The 18,061-nt window shown below is 75.5% G+C and carries 11 protein-coding genes; 4 read left to right on the top strand and 7 right to left on the bottom strand.

Annotation, left to right across the window (positions count from 1 at the left end):
- The first annotated feature begins 133 nt into the window (after positions 1 to 133).
- Positions 134 to 1,897: a trypsin-like serine protease gene (locus tag WMF31_RS19910; protein ID WP_436603472.1), complete on the top strand. Its 1,764-nt coding sequence runs from the start codon at positions 134 to 136 to the stop codon at positions 1,895 to 1,897.
- Positions 1,898 to 1,992: 95 nt separating this feature from the next.
- Here WMF31_RS19910 and WMF31_RS19905 read toward each other — a convergent pair whose 3' ends face one another.
- From WMF31_RS19905 to WMF31_RS19895, 3 genes are all read right to left on the bottom strand, one after another.
- Positions 1,993 to 3,204: a methylated-DNA--[protein]-cysteine S-methyltransferase gene (locus WMF31_RS19905; protein ID WP_436603471.1), complete on the bottom strand. Its 1,212-nt coding sequence runs from the start codon at positions 3,202 to 3,204 to the stop codon at positions 1,993 to 1,995.
- 157 nt (positions 3,205 to 3,361) lie between these two features.
- Positions 3,362 to 4,210, bottom strand: coding sequence for a helix-turn-helix transcriptional regulator (locus tag WMF31_RS19900; protein WP_436603470.1), 849 nt, complete (start codon positions 4,208 to 4,210; stop codon positions 3,362 to 3,364).
- A 108-nt stretch (positions 4,211 to 4,318) separates the two neighbouring features.
- A complete protein-coding gene (locus tag WMF31_RS19895; RefSeq protein WP_436603469.1) occupies positions 4,319 to 8,329 on the bottom strand; it encodes a serine/threonine-protein kinase in 4,011 nt (1,336 codons plus the stop codon).
- Positions 8,330 to 8,585: 256 nt separating this feature from the next.
- On the opposite strand from WMF31_RS19895, the gene WMF31_RS19890 reads away from it, so the two are divergent.
- Positions 8,586 to 9,599, top strand: a complete 1,014-nt coding sequence (locus WMF31_RS19890; RefSeq protein ID WP_436603468.1) for a hypothetical protein — start codon at positions 8,586 to 8,588, stop codon at positions 9,597 to 9,599.
- 474 nt (positions 9,600 to 10,073) lie between these two features.
- On the opposite strand, the gene WMF31_RS19885 is transcribed toward WMF31_RS19890, so the two are convergent.
- Complete coding sequence (locus WMF31_RS19885) at positions 10,074 to 11,612, bottom strand: hypothetical protein (RefSeq protein ID WP_436603467.1); 1,539 nt, start codon at positions 11,610 to 11,612, stop codon at positions 10,074 to 10,076.
- Between the two features lie 331 nt (positions 11,613 to 11,943).
- Between WMF31_RS19885 and WMF31_RS19880 the strand changes: the two genes are divergently transcribed.
- A complete protein-coding gene (locus tag WMF31_RS19880) occupies positions 11,944 to 12,678 on the top strand; it encodes a hypothetical protein (protein ID WP_436603466.1) in 735 nt (244 codons plus the stop codon).
- Between the two features lie 16 nt (positions 12,679 to 12,694).
- Here WMF31_RS19880 and WMF31_RS19875 read toward each other — a convergent pair whose 3' ends face one another.
- From WMF31_RS19875 to WMF31_RS19865, 3 genes are all read right to left on the bottom strand, one after another.
- Positions 12,695 to 13,717 carry an outer membrane protein assembly factor BamB family protein gene (locus WMF31_RS19875; protein WP_436603465.1) on the bottom strand — a complete coding sequence of 341 codons (1,023 nt, stop codon included), beginning with the start codon at positions 13,715 to 13,717 and terminating at the stop codon, positions 12,695 to 12,697.
- A 271-nt stretch (positions 13,718 to 13,988) separates the two neighbouring features.
- Positions 13,989 to 14,579, bottom strand: a complete 591-nt coding sequence (locus tag WMF31_RS19870; protein ID WP_436603464.1) for a Uma2 family endonuclease — start codon at positions 14,577 to 14,579, stop codon at positions 13,989 to 13,991.
- A gap of 139 nt (positions 14,580 to 14,718) precedes the next feature.
- Positions 14,719 to 15,345, bottom strand: coding sequence for a CDP-alcohol phosphatidyltransferase family protein (locus tag WMF31_RS19865; protein WP_436603463.1), 627 nt, complete (start codon positions 15,343 to 15,345; stop codon positions 14,719 to 14,721).
- 212 nt (positions 15,346 to 15,557) lie between these two features.
- On the opposite strand from WMF31_RS19865, the gene WMF31_RS19860 reads away from it, so the two are divergent.
- A complete protein-coding gene (locus WMF31_RS19860) occupies positions 15,558 to 17,975 on the top strand; it encodes a PQQ-binding-like beta-propeller repeat protein (RefSeq protein WP_436603462.1) in 2,418 nt (805 codons plus the stop codon).
- Positions 17,976 to 18,061: the final 86 nt, after the last annotated feature.

Below are 18,061 nucleotides of genomic sequence, written 5' to 3'. Positions count from 1 at the left end.
GTCGGATCGTGGAGTGGAATGGTCCATCAACCCGGGACAGGTAGGCCGAACACGAACGTGGGGCCCGGGCCGCGCTCCATTTCCATCCGAATCCATCCGACCCGCACTCTGTCTGAACCAAGGAGCTTGTTGAATGAAGACGTTCGCATTGCTGGCCCGTGGCCCGCTCGTGAAGTTGCTCGCCGCCGGCCTGGCCGCCGCCTCCGCTGGATGCGCCGAGCATGAGCCAGAGGGCGAGGACATCGCCGAGGCGACAGAGGAGATCATCGGCGGGAGCGCGGTGGACGTGGCGACCAGGCGCACCCTGGGCCTCGTCAACGTGAGCCCCTCAGGCTGCTCCGGCTCGCTCATCGCCCAGGACTGGGTGCTCACCGCCGCCCATTGTCTGGACTTCACGACAATCAACACCTTCTCGATACCGCGAGCGGACGGCATCCTCGAGTCACGCGTCGCGGTGGCGATGGAGCAGGTGGGGCCCGCGGACATTGCGATCGTGAAGCTCGAGCCGTTGGGGGGCGGCTCGCAGTGGCCGAACGTGACGCGCGATATGCACGTTGGGGACCCGGAGGACCTGGTCGGGGAGGACATCACCTGCTACGGGCGGGGCTACACCGGCTACGATACGCCGGACGGCCTCACCGGTTATGGCGAATGGCGGACGCTCACCCGCGAGGTCAGCTCGTTTGATGCTCCGAGCGGCCTGCTCATCACGGAGTCGAACAACGATGGCACCGAGACCCTGGCGCCCGGCGACTCCGGCGGCGGCTGCTTCGTCGACGGCGAGACGGTGGCGATCGCGGAGCGCGGCGGCTGGGACTGCACGAATGATACCACCCCGGATACCTGCAAGGCGACCATCACCAAGATCCACTGGTCGGGCTGGCGCTCGACCGCCGAGTTCAAGCAGTACATCGACCACGCGCCGCTCCGGCCCGGCGGGACGGCGACGTTCCGACCGCTCACCCTGGAGAACGGCTGGACCGGTCACCCCTACAGCACCACCGACCCCAGCGCGGCGAAGATCGCGAACACCGTGCACCTGCGGGGTGCGATCGCGACGAGCGGGCTGAACCAGGTGGCGTTCGTGCTGCCCAACGGCTTCCGCCCCTCGTCCGATGTCTACGTACCCACCACCCTGTGCAACGCCACGAAGGGCCGGCTGCAGATCACGCCGGCGGGTACGGTCATCGTCATGACCGACGGCGGCCCCTGGTCCAATGCGCAATGCTTCACGTCGCTGGAGGGGATCTCGTTCGCCATAGACAACACCGGGGCCACCAACCTCAGTCTTGCCAACGGCTGGTCGAACTCGCCGTACGGCACCCGCCCCGCGGCGGCCCGGGTGGACAACGGCGTCGTCCGGCTGCAAGGCGCGATCGCGAACGGGTCATCCTCGTACCCCTTCACCCTGCCCGTCGGGTCCAGGCCGCTGACGACGCAGTACATCCCGGTCGATCTGTGCAACGCGGCCAAGGGGCGGCTCATCATCTACACGAACGGCACGGTGGACATCCAGGCGTACGGCTCATTCAGCGACGCGCAGTGCTTCACCTCGCTCGAGGGCGTGTCGTTCGATACCGGCGGAGGCTACCTCGCCACATGGCCCCAGAACGGGTGGACCCTGTACGGGACGAGCGCTCCTGCCGTCAAGAACGTCGATGGCATCGTCCGGTTCACCGGCGCCATCCAGACCAGCGGCGCCAACCCGTGGGCGTTCACGCTTCCGCCCGAGTACGCGCCCGCCACGTCCGTGTACATTCCCGTGGACCTGTGCGGCTCGGAGCAGGGACGCCTGCACGTCTTCCCGAACGGCCAGGTTCACGTCGAGGCGCCCGCGGGCGCCTGGTGGGCGGCGCAGTGCTTCACCTCGCTCGACGGAGCATGGTTCGGCCTGTGATCTGAACGCGCTCGGCAGGGAGGGCGCGCCGCCGGCGGGCGCCCTCCCTGCCTCTCCCGCGCGAGCCCCCAGCGCCGCCCCAGAGCGACGCGGTCTCAGGGCGCCGCCCCCGCGCCCCCCGCGCCCTGCTTCGAGAGGTCCACGGCGCGCCACAGGTACCAGCTCGCCACGGTGCGGTACGGCCTCCACCGCGCGCCTCGCGCCTCGAGGGCCTTGGGCGTCGGCAGCTCGCGCTTCCTGAAGGCGAGCGCGAAGCCGTTGCGGACGCCGTAATCGCCCACCGGCAGCACGTCGGGCCGGCCGAGCCGGAAGATGAGCAGCATCTCCACCGTCCACCGCCCGATGCCGCGCACCTTCGTGAGGCGCTCGACGATCGCCTCGTCGTCCATGCGGTGCACCTCCTCGATCGTGGGCAGCTCGCCGGCCCTGGCCTTCTCGGCGAGGTCGCGCAGCGCGAGCAGCTTCGCGCGCGAGAGGCCCGCGCCGCGGAGCTGCTCGTCGCCGGCGCGCAGGAGCCGCTCGGGCGTGAGCCCCTCGTGCGCGCGCGGGAAGAGCGCGCACACGCGCGCGAAGATCGTCGCCGCGGCCTTCCCGGTGAGCTGCTGGTAGACGATCGCCTCCGCGAGCGCGCCGAAGACGCTCGGCGTGTTCTTGAGCTCCATGCGGAACGGCCCCACCGCGTCGATGAGCCGCGCGAGCGCCGCGTCGGACGCGCGCACGTGCGCGACCGCGGCGTCCGGATCGAACCCGAACGCGCCGTCGCCGCCGCCCCCGGGCGAGGGCGCGGCGCCCGCGCGCGCGCCCTCGAGCGCCAGCAGGCGGAGCTTCGTCGAGACGCCGCCGTTCGCCGTGAAGCCCCCGACCTTGCCGCCGGCCGCGAGCACCCGGTGGCACGGCACGAGGATCGCGAACGGGTTCCGCCCGAGCGCCTGCCCCACGGCGCGCGCCGCGCCGGGCGCGCCGAGCCGCGCCGCGACGTCGCCGTACGAGCGCGTCTCGCCCGGCGGGATGGCGCGCGCGACCTCGTAGACGCGGCGGTGGAACGGCGGGACGCGCTCCATGTCGAGCGCGACCGCGGAGAGATCGCCCGCCTCGCCGCGGAGGAGCGCGGCGATGCCGTCGAGCGCGCGCCGCACGTCGGGCGGCGGCGGCGCCTCGCGCGCGCCCGGGAACCGCTCCAGCATGCGCGCGCGCGTCTCGCCCTCGCCCGCCTCCGGGAGCTGCACGCCGACGATGCCGCGCCCGCCCCACGCGATGCCGCATCGACCGACCGGTGTATCGAAGAGCGTGAATTCGTGAGCCGTCATGGTGAGGCCCGGAGCGTAGCCCGCGCCGCGCGCGCCGCGCTTGGAGGATCTTGCGGTCGACCGGGCCCACAGGCCGAGGACCGGCCGGCCCCGCAGGCCGGTGGGCGACAGCCCGCGCTCGACGCGCCGCGGCGAGCTCGCCCTCCCCGGCCGGCGGTCACCGCGGCGGGAGCGCGGCGAGCCGCGCCTCGAAGATCGAGCGATCCCCCCGCGCCGCCTTCCGGAAGCCCCGGGGCGAGACCCCGGCGGCGCGGTGGAACGTGCGCACGAAATTGGAGAGATCGCCGAACCCGACGTCGAGCGCGATGTCGGTGATCGACCGGGCGCCGTCGGAGAGGAGGCGCGCCGCGCGGCGCAGCCGCGCGCGGACCAGGTACTGGTGCGGGGTCACGCCGAGCACGCCCGAGAACAGCCGCAGGAAGTGGAACGCGCTGAGCCCGGCCTCCCGCGCCGCGCCCTCGAGGTCGATCGGCTCGTGCGCGTGCGCGTCCAGCCAGAGCGCCGCCTCCACCGCGCGGCGGCGATCGCGCGGCCGCGCCGGGAGCGGCCCTCGCCTCCGCCCGGAGGCGACCTCGACGAAGCGGCCCGCGAACAGCACGCCCACCTCGTCGAGGCCGACGTCGCTCCGGCCCTCGGCGGCCGCCTGCGCGAGCTCGCCGAGCACCATCAGCTCGCCGAGCGGCGGCACGCAGCCGGCCCGCCAGGCCTCGGCCCGATCGCCGATCGCCTCGACCAGCGCCGGCGCGAGGTGGAACGACAGGCACTCATCGCCCGCCACGTGGTCGTGCGTGCACATGTACTCGTCGCCGGGGTGGCCGACCAGGATCGACCCGGCCACCAGCTCGAACGACGCGCCCCGGACGCGGCAGCCGAAGCTGCCCTTCCGCACGTAGGAGACGGAGAAGCCGCGGTGCTGCTCGACGAACGGCGCGTCGGCCGGGCCGGCGCTGCACCGGTAGTCGAGCACCGAGAGCGATCCGCACTGGAGCAGCGTCGTGATCAGCACCGCTCGCCGACTCTACCCGCGGCCGCGCGGCCGGACAAACCGGGCGGCCCTGGCGGTGGGCCCCCGGCGCGCCGCGCCACCGCAAGGAGAGGCGCGGGCGCCGCGCCCCTAGCCGGCCGGCTCGCCCAGCCACGACCGCGCGAGCGCGAGCGTGCGGGCGCTGTCGGCCGCGCTCTCGAGGAAGCGCGCCCGGAACGCCGGGTCGCTGATCTTCGCGGCGCGCGCCAGCAGCCGCGCGCGCGCGTCCGCGATCGCCCGCGCGGCCTCGGCCCGGCGCCCGCACGCGGCGAGCGCCTCGGCGTGGACCAGGCGCACCACCTCCTCGCCCTCCTCCACGCCCACCTCGTCGAGCAGCGCGCGGGCCCGCTCCGCGGCCGCGAGCGCGTCGCCCGCGCGGCCCTGGTCGAGCAGCGCGCCCCCGAGGACCGCGACCGCGTACGCGCGCATCGGCGGCGCCCGCTCGAGGAGCGCGTCCGCGGCCCGCGCCTCGCGCTCCGCGGCCCCGGGATCGCCCGCGAGGAGCAGGATGCGCGCGAGGTAGATGCGCGCGCAGCCCTCCATGCGCACGTCGCCGTGCCGCGCGAGCATCGCGCAGGCGGTCTCCTCGGCCGATCTCGCCTCGTCGAGCCGCCCGCGGTGGGCGAGCACCAGGCCGAGGTTCTGGAGCACGTAGGCCGTCGTGCCGTGGAGCTCCATCCGCTCCGACTCGGCGAGCGCCTGGCGCAGCGCCGCCTCGGCCGCCTCGAGCTGGCCGGCCTGACCGTACGAGTAGCCGAGGTTCATCCGCGCCATGCACGCCCTGCGCACGTCGCCGGCCTGCTCGAAGGCGGCGAGCGCCGCCTCGATGCCCGCGAGGCTCGCGCCGGGATCGCCGTGCGCGTGCGCGCGGATCGCGCGCGCCTCGTGCAGGTTGGCCACCGCGTCGAGGTCGAGCGGCGGGGCGCCCGGGAGCGCGCGCTCCGCGCCCTCGATCAGCGCGTCGGCCAGCGCGTAGCGGCCGCCGAAGACCAGCATGAGCGCCGCCGAGCTCAGGCAGATGCTCTTCGCGGCGCCGCCCTCCTCGATGGACGCGGCGGTGTCGCGCGCGAGGCGCGCCCAGCGCTCCACGCGGTCGTGGCCGCCCGCGGGGCCCGCGGCGACGACGATCTGGGTGAGCGCGGAGAACCAGGCGGCGGAGCCGGGCGCGAGGTGCTCCGCCGCGCGCTCCGCGCGCTCCTCGGCGAGCGCGAGATCGCCGCGCCAGAAGTGCGCCTGGCTCTCGAGGAGGCAGAGCTCGCCGACCGTGGCGGGCGCCGGATCGCACGCGACGCCGCGCGCCGCGCGCGCGATCACGGCGCCGAGGTCGTTGCCCCGGAGCGCCTGCCGCGCCGCCGCGAGGTACGCCGTGGCCGCGCGCGCGGGCTCGCCGCCGCGCTCGAAGTGCTCGGCGAGCGCCATGGGATCGGCCTCGCCGCGCTGCGCGAGGAAGCCGCCCGCGAGCGCGTGGCCGAGCCGCCGATCGCCCTCGGTCAGCATGCCGTAGGCGGCCTCCCGGAGGAGCGCGTGCCGGAAGCGGTACGCGGCGTCCCCCGCCGCGCCCCCCTCCCCGAGCCGCACGATCGCCTCGCGCCGCGCGAGCTCGTCGAGCTCGCGCGCGACCTCGGCCCGGCCCACGAGCGCGGCCGCGCCCGCCGCCGTGAACGCCTCGCCGAAGACGCTCGCGGCCCGGAGCACCCGCCGCGCCTCCGGATCGAGCGCGTCGAGCCCCGCCTGCACCACGGCGAGCACCGTCTCCGGCGGCGACGAGGTCCTGCCGCGGGCGGCGGCGCGGATCTGCTCCTCCAGGCAGAAGGGGTTGCCGTCGGCGCGCTCGACGAGCGTCCGCACGAGCCCCGCGCTCGCCCCGGGGCCGAGCGCCTCGCGCACGAGCCGCTCGCCGTCCGCGGGCGAGAGCGGCGGGAGGCGGATCTCCCGGGACAGGTGCGCCCCCCAGAGCCCCGGGAAGAGCTCGTGCACGGAGGGCCGGGCGAGCGCGAGCACCGCGAGCGGCCTGCCCTTCAGGTTGCGCAGCGCCGCCTCGACCAGGGCCACGGTCGGCAGATCGCCCCAGTGCAGGTCGTCGAGCACGAGGAGCACGGGCTCTCTGGCGCACTCGGCGTCGAGGAAGTCCTCCCACGCGAGGCGGAGCTGGTCGCTCATGAGCTGCGGGCGCCGGCGCGCCGCCTTGAGCTGCACGTCGTCGTCGTCCGGGAACGGCGCGCCCGCGAGCTCGCCGAGGAAGGGCGCGACGCGCGCGGCGGCGGCGGCGCCGCAGCGCCGCTCGACGCGCGCCCGGATCTTGCGCTGCCGCGACGCGAGCGGCTCGCCGTCGTGCAGGCCGAGGCCGCGGCGGAGCGCGCGCTGGAGCAGGCCGAAGGCGGAGCCCGCGCTCATCGGGTCGGCCTGGCCGATCCAGACCTGGACGGGCTCGCCGCGCGCCCGGAGCGCGCGGCGGAGCTCGTAGCAGAGCCGGGATTTGCCGGCGCCCACGGCCCCGGTGACCAGCACGGCGCCCGCCCGGGGCCCGCGGAGGCAGCGCGCGATCTCGGCCTCCAGGAGCTCGAGCTCGCGCGCTCGCCCGAGGTACGGCGTCGGCCGGCCGAGGAGCGACGGCGGCGTCTCGGGCTCCTCGCGCGCCCCGTGGAGCCAGCACCCCGACGCGTCGTGGGTCGTGTCGAAGCGCGCGCCGAGCAGCCCGGCGGTCATGTCGTCGATGCGGATGGCCGCCGGGCGGAGCGGGTCGCGACCGCCCTGGGCGAGCTGGACCAGCCGGTCGATCACCGCGCCGACCGGGAGCCGCGCCGCGAGCTCGGCCCGCCCGGTGACGAGCGAGAGGCGCGCGGCGCCGAGCAGCTCGCGGAGCGAGAGCGCGCAGCGGGCCGCCTGCGCCGCGAGGTCGGTGGGCTCGGCCGAGCCCGAGAGCGTGACGAGCAGCCACCGCGCCTCCAGGAGCTCGATCCGGCCGTGGTGGCGCGCGACGAGCTCGCGGATGGCCCGCGATCGGTCCTCGCCCTCGGCCGCCGAGAGCGTCGCGTCCGCGTCGGCCTGACCTTCGCGGGCCAGGAGGAGGCACATGACCTTCCGCTCGCGGGTCGTGATCTCCCGGGCGCCGGGCGGCAGCGACGAGGGCGGCGCGCCGGGGTGGAGGTGCGGCTCGAGCGCCTCCGCGGCGAGCTCCGCCCAGGTCTCGCCGGAGAGGTCCGCCCAGGCGTCGCCGGAGAGGTCCGCCCAGGCCTCGCCGGAGAGATCCGACGCGATCGCGACGGCGAGCTCCGTCGCGACCGCGACGGCGAGCTCGGCCGCGACGGCGCCGCCGTCGCGCGGCCGGCCCTCCCGCGCCTTCGACAGCATCCGCGCGACGAGCCGGTCGACGGCGGCAGGGACGTCGTCCCGGAGCTCGCGGACCCGCGGCGGCTCCTCGAGGAGGACCCTCATGAGCACCGAGAGCGGGTCGCTGCCCTCGAACGGGGCGCGCCCGGTCAGGCACTCGAAGAGCACGCTGCCGAGCGCGAACACGTCGGCGCGCGCGTCGATCTCGAGCTCGCCGCGCGCCTGCTCCGGGGCCATGTACTGCGGCGTGCCGCGGATCTCGCCGGGCGCCGGGGTCTCCTCCTCGCCCGCGGCGCCGGAGAGGCGCGCGACGCCGAAGTCGATGAGCTTGACGCGCGAGAGCGCGCCGCCCTGCAGGATGAGGTTCTCGGGCTTCACGTCGCAGTGCACGAAGCCCAGGCGGTGGACGGCGGCGAGCGTCTCGGCCACGCACGCGGCGAGCGTCAGGCTCTCGGCGACGGTGAGCGGCGCGCGAGCGAGCCGGTCGGAGAGCGTCTCGCCGTCGAGCCACTCCATCGCGAGGTAGAGCCGGCCCCCCGCGGTCGCCCCGTGCGCGACGTAGCGGGCGACGCCGGGGATCCTGAGCGTCGCCAGGGCGAGCGCCTCGCGCGCGAGGGCGCTCAGCGACGGCGCGGCGGCGGTCTGCAGGAGCTTGAGCGCGACCGGCTCGCGGGACTGCCGGTCGCGCGCGCGGTACACGCGCGCCGTCGCGCCCGAGGCGGCGTGCGCCTCGATCTCGAACCGGCCGTCGACGACCTCTCCTGCCTCCATCGAGCTGACGCGTTCCCGGGCATTCCGCCCCGTCTGGACAGCGTGCCAGGAGGACACCTCGCGCGTCCACTATCCCGCGCCCTGACGCTGCGCGCTGTCCGGACCTGCGCGGCGGGCGGCGGGGATCTCGGCGCGTCGCCGCCCTCCGCCATGGCGCCGCCACCCTCTGAGCTGGAGCGCTCCTCGCTTTCTCCCGTCGTTCCTCGCGCCCTCCCGTCGTTTCGCGTCGGCATGGGCCGTGCTCAAGGCCTGTGTCATGCCGACGCTCGAGCACAACGCCCTCGTCGAGATGTTCCGTGAGCGCCCGGAGCTCGCGCCCCATGTCCTCGCGACGCTCTTCCATGTCGAGGTGCCGCCGCACGCCTCGGTTTCGGTGGTCGAGTCGTCGCTCGACCAGCTCATCCCGGCGGAGCTCCGCGCGGACCTGGTGCTCGAGCTGCGCGACGCGAAGGGCGCGCTCGTGCTGGCGATCGTCCTCGAGGTCCAGCGCGACGTGGATCCGGACAAGAAGTTCTCGTGGCCGATGTACGTCACGGGCGTGCGCGCCAGGAAGCGCTGCGCCACGGTCGTCCTCGTGGTCGCGCCGGACGCCGCCGTGGCCGCCTGGGCGGCGGAGAGCATCGACCTCGGCCTGGGCGTCGGCAGCATCAAGCCGCTGGTGCTCGGTCCGGCCGTCGTCCCCGAGATCACCGACCCGGCCGTTGCGGAGAAGGAGACGGAGCTCGCCGTGCTGTCGGCGGTGGCGCACGGCAACGGGCCGAACGGGCTCACCGTGCTCCAGGCGGCGCTCGCGGCCCTGGGCCGGCTCGACCAGGAACACGCGATGGTCTATTTTCAGCTCATCTGGGACGGGTTGCGCAAACCCATGCAGCAGGCTCTGGAGGCGTTGGTCATGGAACGGCAGATCGAAGGCGCGGCGACTCTCCCCCCGTTCGTGCAGCGGCTCATCGATCGCGGCAAGCTCGAGGGCATGCGTGAGGGCAAGCTCCAGGGCATGCGTGAGGGCAAGCTCCAGGGCATGCGTGAGGGCAAGCTCCAGGGCATGCGTGAGGGCAAGCTCCAGGGCATGCGTGAGGGCGAGCTCAAGGGCATGCGTGAGGGCGAGCTCAAGGGCAAGAAGGAAACCCTCCTGCGGCTGCTGGCGCGCTCAGGAATCGTGCTCGCCGAGGACGAGAGCGCGCGCATCCAGGCATGCTCGGACATCGCGACCCTCGACCGCTGGATCGAGAACGTCCTCGGGGCGAAGACTGCCACCGAAGTGCTCTCCTGACGGGTGGCGGATGCGGCCCAACGAGGCATTGCACCCGACGGCCTCCGGCCGCGTGTGAACGATAGCGTTAGACCGGAGAAATCAGCCAGAGAGAGGTCTCGTCGGTCATACTCCCGACCGATCTTTCCGTCGCGTGCGCGGAGCGCGGGGTTGTTCCTGCTCTGCCCACACGTGACATCGCGGCAAGAAATATCGGGGCGACCGCGGGGGAGATGCCGGATCTGCACCAGGGCATGGTGAAGCAGCTCCACGATACCGCGAGGCAACACGGCCAGTCGTGGGGCGCAGCACGCATGGATGGCAGCGACGGTTCAACGGCTCTCAAGAGCGAGCGCGGCGGACGAGATCTGGTGATTGCGCCTGACGAGAGGATTTCCGGACGGCCCCGTCCAACAGCTCGAACGCTTCGATCTCGCTGTCTCGACGCAAGTCATCGCACTCGAGAGCCGAACGCACCGCCAATCGACGTCCTCGTCACCGGTCGGCGCGCCGCAGCACCACGTACCGCAGGTGGGGGACGCCGCTCACCGCCACCGGGGCGAACGCCTCGCCGGCGCCGGGCGCGCGCGCGACGCGCAGCTCCACCCCGCGCGCGAACCGCGACGCGGTCCACGGCGTCGCGAGCGCCTCCCCCTCGGCGAGCAGCAGCACCAGCGCGTCGACCCCGCGCGCGTCGAGCAGCCCGCCGGGGATCCGCTTCGTGGTGTGCCCGCCGGGCAGCGCCGCGATGGCCGGATCGGTGACCCCCGCGAGATCGACGATCGTCGCGCCCGTCGCGGCCCCGAGCCAGCCGATGTCGAGCGCCGCGACGACCTGCGCCCCGGCGAGCGGGCCGCGGAGCTCCTCGACGACGCGGAGCCGCTCGGGGCCTACGCGCGCGGCGGTGGGGCCGACGCGGACCATCACGAAGAGCTGTCCCGCGAGCGCGAGCGCGATCCGGAGCGCCGTGGCGCGCGCGCCGGCCTGGGACGCGACGTGGGCGGCCGCGAGCACCACCGCGGGCAGCGCCGGCACCACGAGGCGCGACAGCGGCATCCAGTCGCCGCCCGCGGCCACGACCGCGAGGAGGTGCGCCGCCACGGCCGCGAGCAGGCCGCGCGGCCACGCCGGGAGCGCCCGCCACGCGCGCGGCGCGACCAGCGAAAGAGGCCCGGTCAGGAGGAAGCAGGCGAGCGCGTACCGGGCCCCGAGCGCCGCGTCCGGCGCCTTCGCCAGCGCGGCGAGCGGCGCCGGCCGCCCGAACAGCGAGAGCCGCACCAGGGCCACGGCGACGAAGGGCAGGCCCGCGAGCGCGAGCGCGGCGAGCGCGCCGACCCAGCCCGGCCGCGCAGGCGGCGACGACGAGGGCGGCGATGATGAGGGCGGCGACGATGAGCGCGGCGCCGGCGCTGCGCCCTCCCCTCGTGGGGCCGCGCGCGGGGCCGCCTGGGCCGAGAGCGCGACGACGAGCGCGAACGGCAGGAGCTCCGGCCGGAGCGCCGCCGCGAGCCCGGCGCAGCCCGCGCCCGCGAGCGGCCTGCCGAGCGCCGGCAGCGCGACCGAGAGCGCCCCCAGCGCGAGGACGACGCCCGTCTCCATCCCGGCCGCGGACCACGCCCCGAGCGGCGCCGACGCCGGCAGGAGCGCGAGCGCCGCGAACCGGACGGGCCGGCCCGAGACCCGGTCGACCGCGAGCGCGAGCGCCCCGGCGGCGAGCGTCCACGAGGCCACGCCGATCACCCGGGCGGCCGCGAGCCCGGCGAGCGGGCCCTCTGCCGCGAACGGCGCCAGCGCGAACGCCCACCCGAGCGGCGTCACGCCGTCGGTCACCGGCCCGGCCGCGTTGAAGCGGTAGCCGAGCCCCAGCGCGAGGTGGTGCGCGTAGCGCGCGGTGATGAGCGCGTCGTCGACCGTGAACCCCGAGAGCGCGAGCGCCGGCAGGAGCGCCGAGAGCGCGCCCGCGAGCGCGACGAGCAGCGCGCGCGCCGTCGCCGTCACGAGGCGCGCGCGCGCGCGCCGCGCTCCCGTGCCCACGCGCCGCGCTCCCGTGCCCGCGCGCCGCGCTCCGGGCGCCGCGGGGAGCCGGCGCCGGACGAGCGCCCCGGCTCGGTCGCGCGCGCTCCACCGCGGACGCATGGACAGGAGAGCGGGCGTTCGGGTTGTACAGTTCTCCCCAAGCGCGGTGATCCTGCGACAGGCGCACGACGGACGCAATTGCGCTCGCCCGCCCGCGAGCGCGCGAACGTCGTGAACACCAGAGTCCGTCGCCGCTCCGCGCAACGCGCCGTGCCAGGAGGCGTCGGAGCGACTGCGTCGCTGCGCCTCCCGGCAGCCATGCGCCCTCGTGGACGGTATAGTTGCGCGCATGGCACTCCCTGCCGCGCTCCTCGCCGCCGTCGAGCGGCACTCCTGTTTCACCGGCTGCTATCGCAGCGAATCGGAAGTCCAGGTCTGCATCGACCCGGCGCAGGCGCTCGTGCCGACGGTGCCCGTCTGTTGCAGTGATTGCCTGAACTTCCACCCCGCGGCGCTCGTGAGCCTCCTGCCCCTCGGCATGACGTCGTACGCGCTGGCGAACGCGCTGACGGCGCACGTCCGCGCGCTGCGCGGGTACAAGTGGGCCACCGGCGGCTACCACACCGCGGGCACCGGCTTCTGGCTCAACGCGGCCTATTACGGCAACGGCCTCTTCCTCGTCGACGCCGCGCGCAACCGCAACACGCGGACCGACGTCGACATGCTGATCGAGGCCTTCCAGCACGGGGTCGTGCAGCCGGACGACGCGCGCATGCTCGATCCGTCGTACTACACGTCCGAGCTCGCCTATATCAACATGTCGAGGCCGATCCTGCCGGTCCGGTGCAAGCAGGATCTCCTCGCCTCCCCGCAGCGCAGCGCCACGCCGCGGCAAGGGTTCTCGCGCGTCTCGATCGTGGAGTTCCAGCCGCTCGCCGCCCTCGCTTCCTCCGCGGGCCCGTCGTCGGCGAAGCCGGCGCCTCCGCCCCGCGAGCTCACGCTCGGCGACACCTGCCCGACGTGCGGCGCCGTCGTGATGGAGCGCCCGCTCTTCTCGGGCACGTTCGTCGGTTGCCTCTGCTGAGCGCGATCCCGCCGGATCACCGGGGCCTGGGCGGGACGGTCGCGCGCCACACGGCGTCTCCGGTCGCCGGGTCGACGGCGCGCAGCGCGGCGCCGCTCACGATGTACACGTACGGACCGGACGCCTTCACCGCCGCGATCTTGCCGCCGAGGTAGCTCGCGGCGTGGTCGTACCGGATGGCGCCCGACGCGGGGTCGATGGCGAGGATGCGCGGCTCGTCGCCGCCCGCGGCGCCCAGCCCGAGCACGACGGCGGCGCCGCCGCTCGCGACCAGGAACAGGTCGGCCCGCCCTCCGGAGGTCGGCGCGCGCACCGGGAGATCCTTTTTCCAGAGCGGCTCGCCGCCGCGCCGCCCCTCGGCGGAGAGGCGCGGCGTCCCCTGGGTCTGCGCCGCGAGCACGACCTCCACGTCGCCGACCTGGACCCCCTGGGGGTTCCGCTTGCGCTCCCAGAACGGCCCCAGGATCGCCTCCGGCCGCGGCGCGGTCGCGCAGTCGACCGTCTCCCCGCCGTCGAGCCGGATCCCCGTCGCGGCGCCGTCCTTCAGCAGCACGGTCGCGCAGCCGTCGCCGCCGGCCACCTCGTCCGGGACGCCGGGCAGCTCCGCCGTCCAGCGCGCCTTGCCCGTGCGGGCGTCGAGCGCGAGGAGCGTGGTATCCCCGTCGCGGCCCGCGATCACCGTGGTCGGGTCCGGACAGGCGAGCGCGTCCGGGTTCTCGAGCTCCTCGGAGGACCAGAGGCCGTGCCCGGTGCGCCCGTCGACGGCCGTGACCTGCCCGCGCGTCTCGCCGTCGAGCCACAGCACCGGATCGGGCACGTCGTCGCCGTTCGCGTCGGCGAAGCAGAGCGCGGCCATGTACGTCGCGAGCGGCGTGCCGGCGGGGCCGAGGGGGCCGGCCCCCCTGCGCGCGGCCAGGGCGCCGGGGTGCGGCGGCGCCTTTCGCGGCGCGGGCTCCGGCGGCGGAGCCACCCGCGCGAAGAACATCACGGCGAAGCCGACCCCCACGAACGCCATCGCGGCGGCGAGGAGCACCTTCACCCTCCGCGACGGCCCCGCCCCGGGCGCGGGCCGGCCTCTCGGCGAGGCCGCGCCTCGGGCGCCCGGCTCCCCGGCGCCGCAGCGCGGGCATGGGCCCGCGGCATCCGGTGCTTCCAGCGAGGCGCCACAGCTCCTGCAACGTCGCATCGCGACAGTGTATCGCCGCGGGCTGCCCGCGATCGAGAGCGACCGCGCGCCGCGACGTCGGGGCCCGGCCGGCGCCGCGGCGTCGGGGCCCGGCCGCGCCCCGCCCGGGAGCGCGCGGGGCCTGTTACTTCGCCCAGAGCGCCGAGAGATCGAGCTCGATGGCGTCGAACGGCTCGACGCGGACGCGCGCCGCGCCGCGGTGGACCGCGCCGCGCTCCCAGCCCCGGCCCGGGACGAGCGAGAAGACCTCCAGCGTCCGCTGGAGGGGATCGACCAGCCACGCGTGCCGCACGCCCTCGCGCGCGTAGGCGGGCATCTTCTCGTTGCGGTCGAAGGCCGCGGTCGACGGGCTCACCACCTCGCAGATCCAGTCGGGCGTGAGCAGGAAATAGGCCGTCTCGGGCAGCTCGGGCATGCGCTCGCGGCGCCAGCCGGCCAGGTCCGGCACGAGCGCCTCCTCCTCGCCAGGCACCTCCGGATCGGGGAAGTGCAGCTCGGGCTCGTCCAGGATCCACCAGCCGCCGGGGCCCCCTCGCCCGCGCTGGAAGGCGCCGTGCAGGTCCGCCCCCAGCGCCGATGCGGCGTTCGCATGCCGCGGTGCCGGGCGGGGAAGCACGTGCAGGGTGCCGCGGACGAGCTCCGCCACCCTGTGCGGCGGGACGGCTTTCAGATCGGCGTACGTGGCGCGGCGCTGCTTCCCGGCGGGCTGGCCCATGACCCGAGCGTGCCGGGAGGCGGGCCGCGAGGCAAGGCGATGCCGCCTGGGCGCGGGCGTTCACCGGAGCAGCGCCCGAAGCGCCCGAGTCAGCGCGGCGCTCCCGCGGGCGCGCCACCGGTCGGCGCCCCCTCCCCGCTCACGGCTTCGGGATGCGCAACGTGCCGCTCACCATCGCGCTGCCGCTCACCACGTAGACCAGGCTGAGCGGGTGGAACGCCCACGGGCCCAGCGAGATCGCCCCGAGCCAGAGCTGCTCGTGCACCCGGCCCGTCGCGAAGAGCACCGCGAAGAGCAGCACGATGAGCAGGCTGGTCGGGATCGGCGTGCCCTCGTAATAACGCACCTTGCCGTGCTCGTCCGACAGCTCGGCCGCGGTCACGTTGTACCGGGCCAGGCGGCTGATCCCGCAGGCGACGAAGTAGATGAGCGCGGCGGCGTCCCACGGCCCGCGCAGGCCGAGCGCGTAGCCGAGGACCGCGGGCGCGACGCCGAACGAGACCACGTCCGCGAGCGAGTCGAGATCGGCCCCGAGCGGCGAGTGCTTGCGACGCCAGCGCGCGATGGTGCCGTCGAGCACGTCGCACGCGAGCGCGAGCGGCAAGAGCGCGAACGCCACCCAGACGTAGATGCGCTCGCGCTCGGCCACGTAGTGGAGGCACAGCAGGATGCTCAGCGTGCCGCTCGCCGCGTTCGCCAGCGTGACGAAATCGGCCAGCGCGAACGACCGGAGCATCGAGAAGTGGGGCGGTCTCTCGGGGGGCATGGCGCTCGGGCTGCGGAAGTGTTGCACGTCCGGTTGGATTGCCAACCAACCCGCAGCGCGCGCTCGAGCCGCGCCCTCGCGGCAGCGCTCGTCGCGCGGCGCGCGCCGGCCGCCGGGGCTGCTTAGTCAGGTGGCCCCCGCTTGTCCACTCCGCGGCTATCCGCGCACAAAACTTAGGACTCGGCTGCACGCTGCCTAGCATCCCACCGCGGATGCCCGGACTCTCTCTTGTCGCCGACAACACCCGATGCTCACCGGAGCCCGAGCGCACGTCGCTGCACGAGGTGCTCGACTTCGTCCTGGAGGGGGCGCGCTCAGCGCCCCCGCCGCTCGATGAGGCGGCGCTGCCGCTCCGCGCCGAAACCGAGGCGCTGCCGCTGCTCTGCGACCTCGCCGAGGCCGCGGCGGAGCTCGCCTCCGGCCGCCGCGCGCGCGCGGTGGTCCGCCTCTGCCTGGAGCCCGACGCGTGGGAGCTCGGGCTGGAGCGCGTGGGGCGCGATCTCCTCGTCACCGTCTTCCGCGGCGGCGACGTCCCCGAGATCGCCCTGCACGAGCGCCGCTTCGAGGGCGCCGCGCTCTCTGCGCGCATCCTCGCGGCCCTCGACCGGCTCGCCTCGCGCCGGGGCGCGGGCGCGCGCCAGGGCGCCCTCGCCGGCAACGACGCGGAGCACGGCGGGCTCGGCGAGCACCGGCTCCCGGCCGCGCGCCGCTGCCTCGCCGCCGCGCTGCCGTTCTCGCCCGACGAGCCGGCCGGGGAGCCCGCGATCGTGGGCGTCGAGCCGACCTCCGAGATCCCGATCGCCATCGCGGCCGAGGCGCTCCTGCGCACCTCGCCGGGCGCGGCCCTCGCGCAGCCGGCGGTGCTCCGGGCCGACCTCTTCTCGCTGCTCTTCCGGGGCAAGATCCGCGTGCTCGTGGGCGAGGAGGCGCGGGAGCTGCCCGACGTCTTCATCTTCCCGTTCGCCGAGCAGCTCGCGTCGCTCTCGCTCGAGTCGCTCGACGCCTGGGCGCGGCGGCAGCCCTATCACCGGCGGCTGACCGTCGGCGGCGCGATCCTGGGCGTGCGGCTGCACAGCGAGGGGGCGCTGTCGCTGACGCTGGGCGTGCCCCGCGCGGGCCGAGGCGCCTCCGCCGATCCGCGCGCGCTCGGCCCGGGCCGCGCGTTCGCCGCCGCCGAGGAGCGGGCCCAGACCTGGACGTTCCCGGCCGTCGATGTGGCGGCGCTCGCCCAGGGCGTCGTCGCGTTCGGGCGGGCGCTGGCGCGCAGCCTCGTGCGCCGCGATCGCGGGCAGGCGTCGAACCTGCGCCTCTTCGAGTTCCGGGCGCGGGTGCGCGCGCTCTCCGAGCGGCTCCGCGAGCTCACGCGCAACGACGCCAAGATCAACGTGGCGCCGGAGACGTACCGGGCGTTCGCGGCGGCGGCGCGCCCGCAGGCCGCGGCCGAGGACACGTTCGGGCGGACGCGGCTGCGCTTCACGGCCCGGTGGGTCGCGGCCATCCCGTCGCTCGACCTCCGCGCCACCTTCCTCTGCGGCGACGTGCTCGTCGTGGGCTCGACCCGCGAGCTGACCTGCATCGATCGCCGCACCGGCGAGTGCCTGTGGCGCACGCAGGCTCCGCGCGCGGTGTCGGTGATGACGCCGGTCGGGCTCGGCCGGCTCCTGCCCGACGGGACGCTGCAGCTGCACGAGCTCGCGACCGGCGAGGTCGCCTGGTCGGCGCGGCTGTCCCCGCGCGTCGGCGCGAACGCCTCGGGCGCGGTGGTGAGCGCCCCGGGCCTGCCCCGGATGCTCATCGTGAGCGAGGGGACGCGCCACCTCGCGGCCGTGGACCTCTACTCGGGCGAGGTGCGCTGGCGCTACGCCGCGCGGCGCGGCGAGAACTTCCGGCTGCGGCGCGCGGGCAAGCTCGTCGTGGTCGGCAGCGGCGAGCCGGCCCTCGTGGCGCTCGACGTGCTGAGCGGCGAGGTCGTCTGGCGCTTCTGCGACCGGCTGCCGTTCGCGTCGGCGGTGGCGGTCGATCACGACGCGCTGTTCGCGGTGGCCGGTGACGGGGCGTTCGTCGGCCGCGGCGGGGCGCGGCTGCACCACCTCGATCCGTGGTCGGGCGAGGCGCGGTGGACCGTCGATCTGCCGAGGCACGTGGCGCCGGTGGGCGCGCCGCTGCTCGGGCCCGAGACGGTGTGCGTGGTGACCCACGGGCGGCGCGGCACGGGGCTGGTCGGGCTCGACCGGAAGACGGGGGCGACGCGCTTCGAGCTGACCGCGTGCGCGGCGACGGCCTCGTGCCTCATGGTCGACGACGTGGTCGTGGTGAACAGCGAGGCGGGCGAGATCGTGGGGGTCGGCGCGCACGACGGCGCGATCCGGTACCGGCACGTCCTGGCGGGCGGCGTCGAGGGGGACCGGCCGCGGCGCCTGGAGCCGGTGCTCCGGTCGGGCGCGCTGTTCGTGCCGCAGAACGAGGTGCACGTGGTCCGGCCGCGCGACGGCGCGCTGCTCGGCAAGGTGCCGACCGATCTCATCCCGGACCTCCTGCGGGTCGACGAGCGGTGCGACGTCTACGTCGCCGAGGAGAGCGGTCATCTGGCCGCCTTCGCGGCGGCCCCGCGGCTCAGCCTGGTGCAGTGATCCTCCCGGCGCCGCGGGGGCGGCCCGACGGGGTGGCGCGGCGCCCGGAGGCTCCCCTCCGGGGCTTGCGTTCCGGCGAGCCCCTG

It is taken from the genome of Sorangium sp. So ce1036, from assembly GCF_051369805.1.
Taxonomy (GTDB): Bacteria; Myxococcota_A; Polyangia; order Polyangiales; family Polyangiaceae; genus Sorangium; species Sorangium cellulosum_F.
Note: the sequence above shows the minus strand (reverse complement) of the source record. Positions and strands in the feature narration are given on the sequence as shown.

Excerpts from the sequence above, each read along its gene's own strand:
- WMF31_RS19910 (WP_436603472.1), top strand. The coding sequence starts at position 134 with ATGAAGACGTTCGCATTGCTGGCCCGTGGCCCGCTCGTGAAGTTGCTC.
- WMF31_RS19905 (WP_436603471.1), bottom strand. The coding sequence starts at position 3,204 with ATGACGGCTCACGAATTCACGCTCTTCGATACACCGGTCGGTCGATGC.
- WMF31_RS19895 (WP_436603469.1), bottom strand. The coding sequence starts at position 8,329 with ATGGAGGCAGGAGAGGTCGTCGACGGCCGGTTCGAGATCGAGGCGCAC.
- WMF31_RS19890 (WP_436603468.1), top strand. The coding sequence starts at position 8,586 with ATGCCGACGCTCGAGCACAACGCCCTCGTCGAGATGTTCCGTGAGCGC.
- WMF31_RS19880 (WP_436603466.1), top strand. The coding sequence starts at position 11,944 with ATGGCACTCCCTGCCGCGCTCCTCGCCGCCGTCGAGCGGCACTCCTGT.
- WMF31_RS19870 (WP_436603464.1), bottom strand. The coding sequence starts at position 14,579 with ATGGGCCAGCCCGCCGGGAAGCAGCGCCGCGCCACGTACGCCGATCTG.
- WMF31_RS19865 (WP_436603463.1), bottom strand. The coding sequence starts at position 15,345 with ATGCCCCCCGAGAGACCGCCCCACTTCTCGATGCTCCGGTCGTTCGCG.
- WMF31_RS19860 (WP_436603462.1), top strand. The coding sequence starts at position 15,558 with ATGCCCGGACTCTCTCTTGTCGCCGACAACACCCGATGCTCACCGGAG.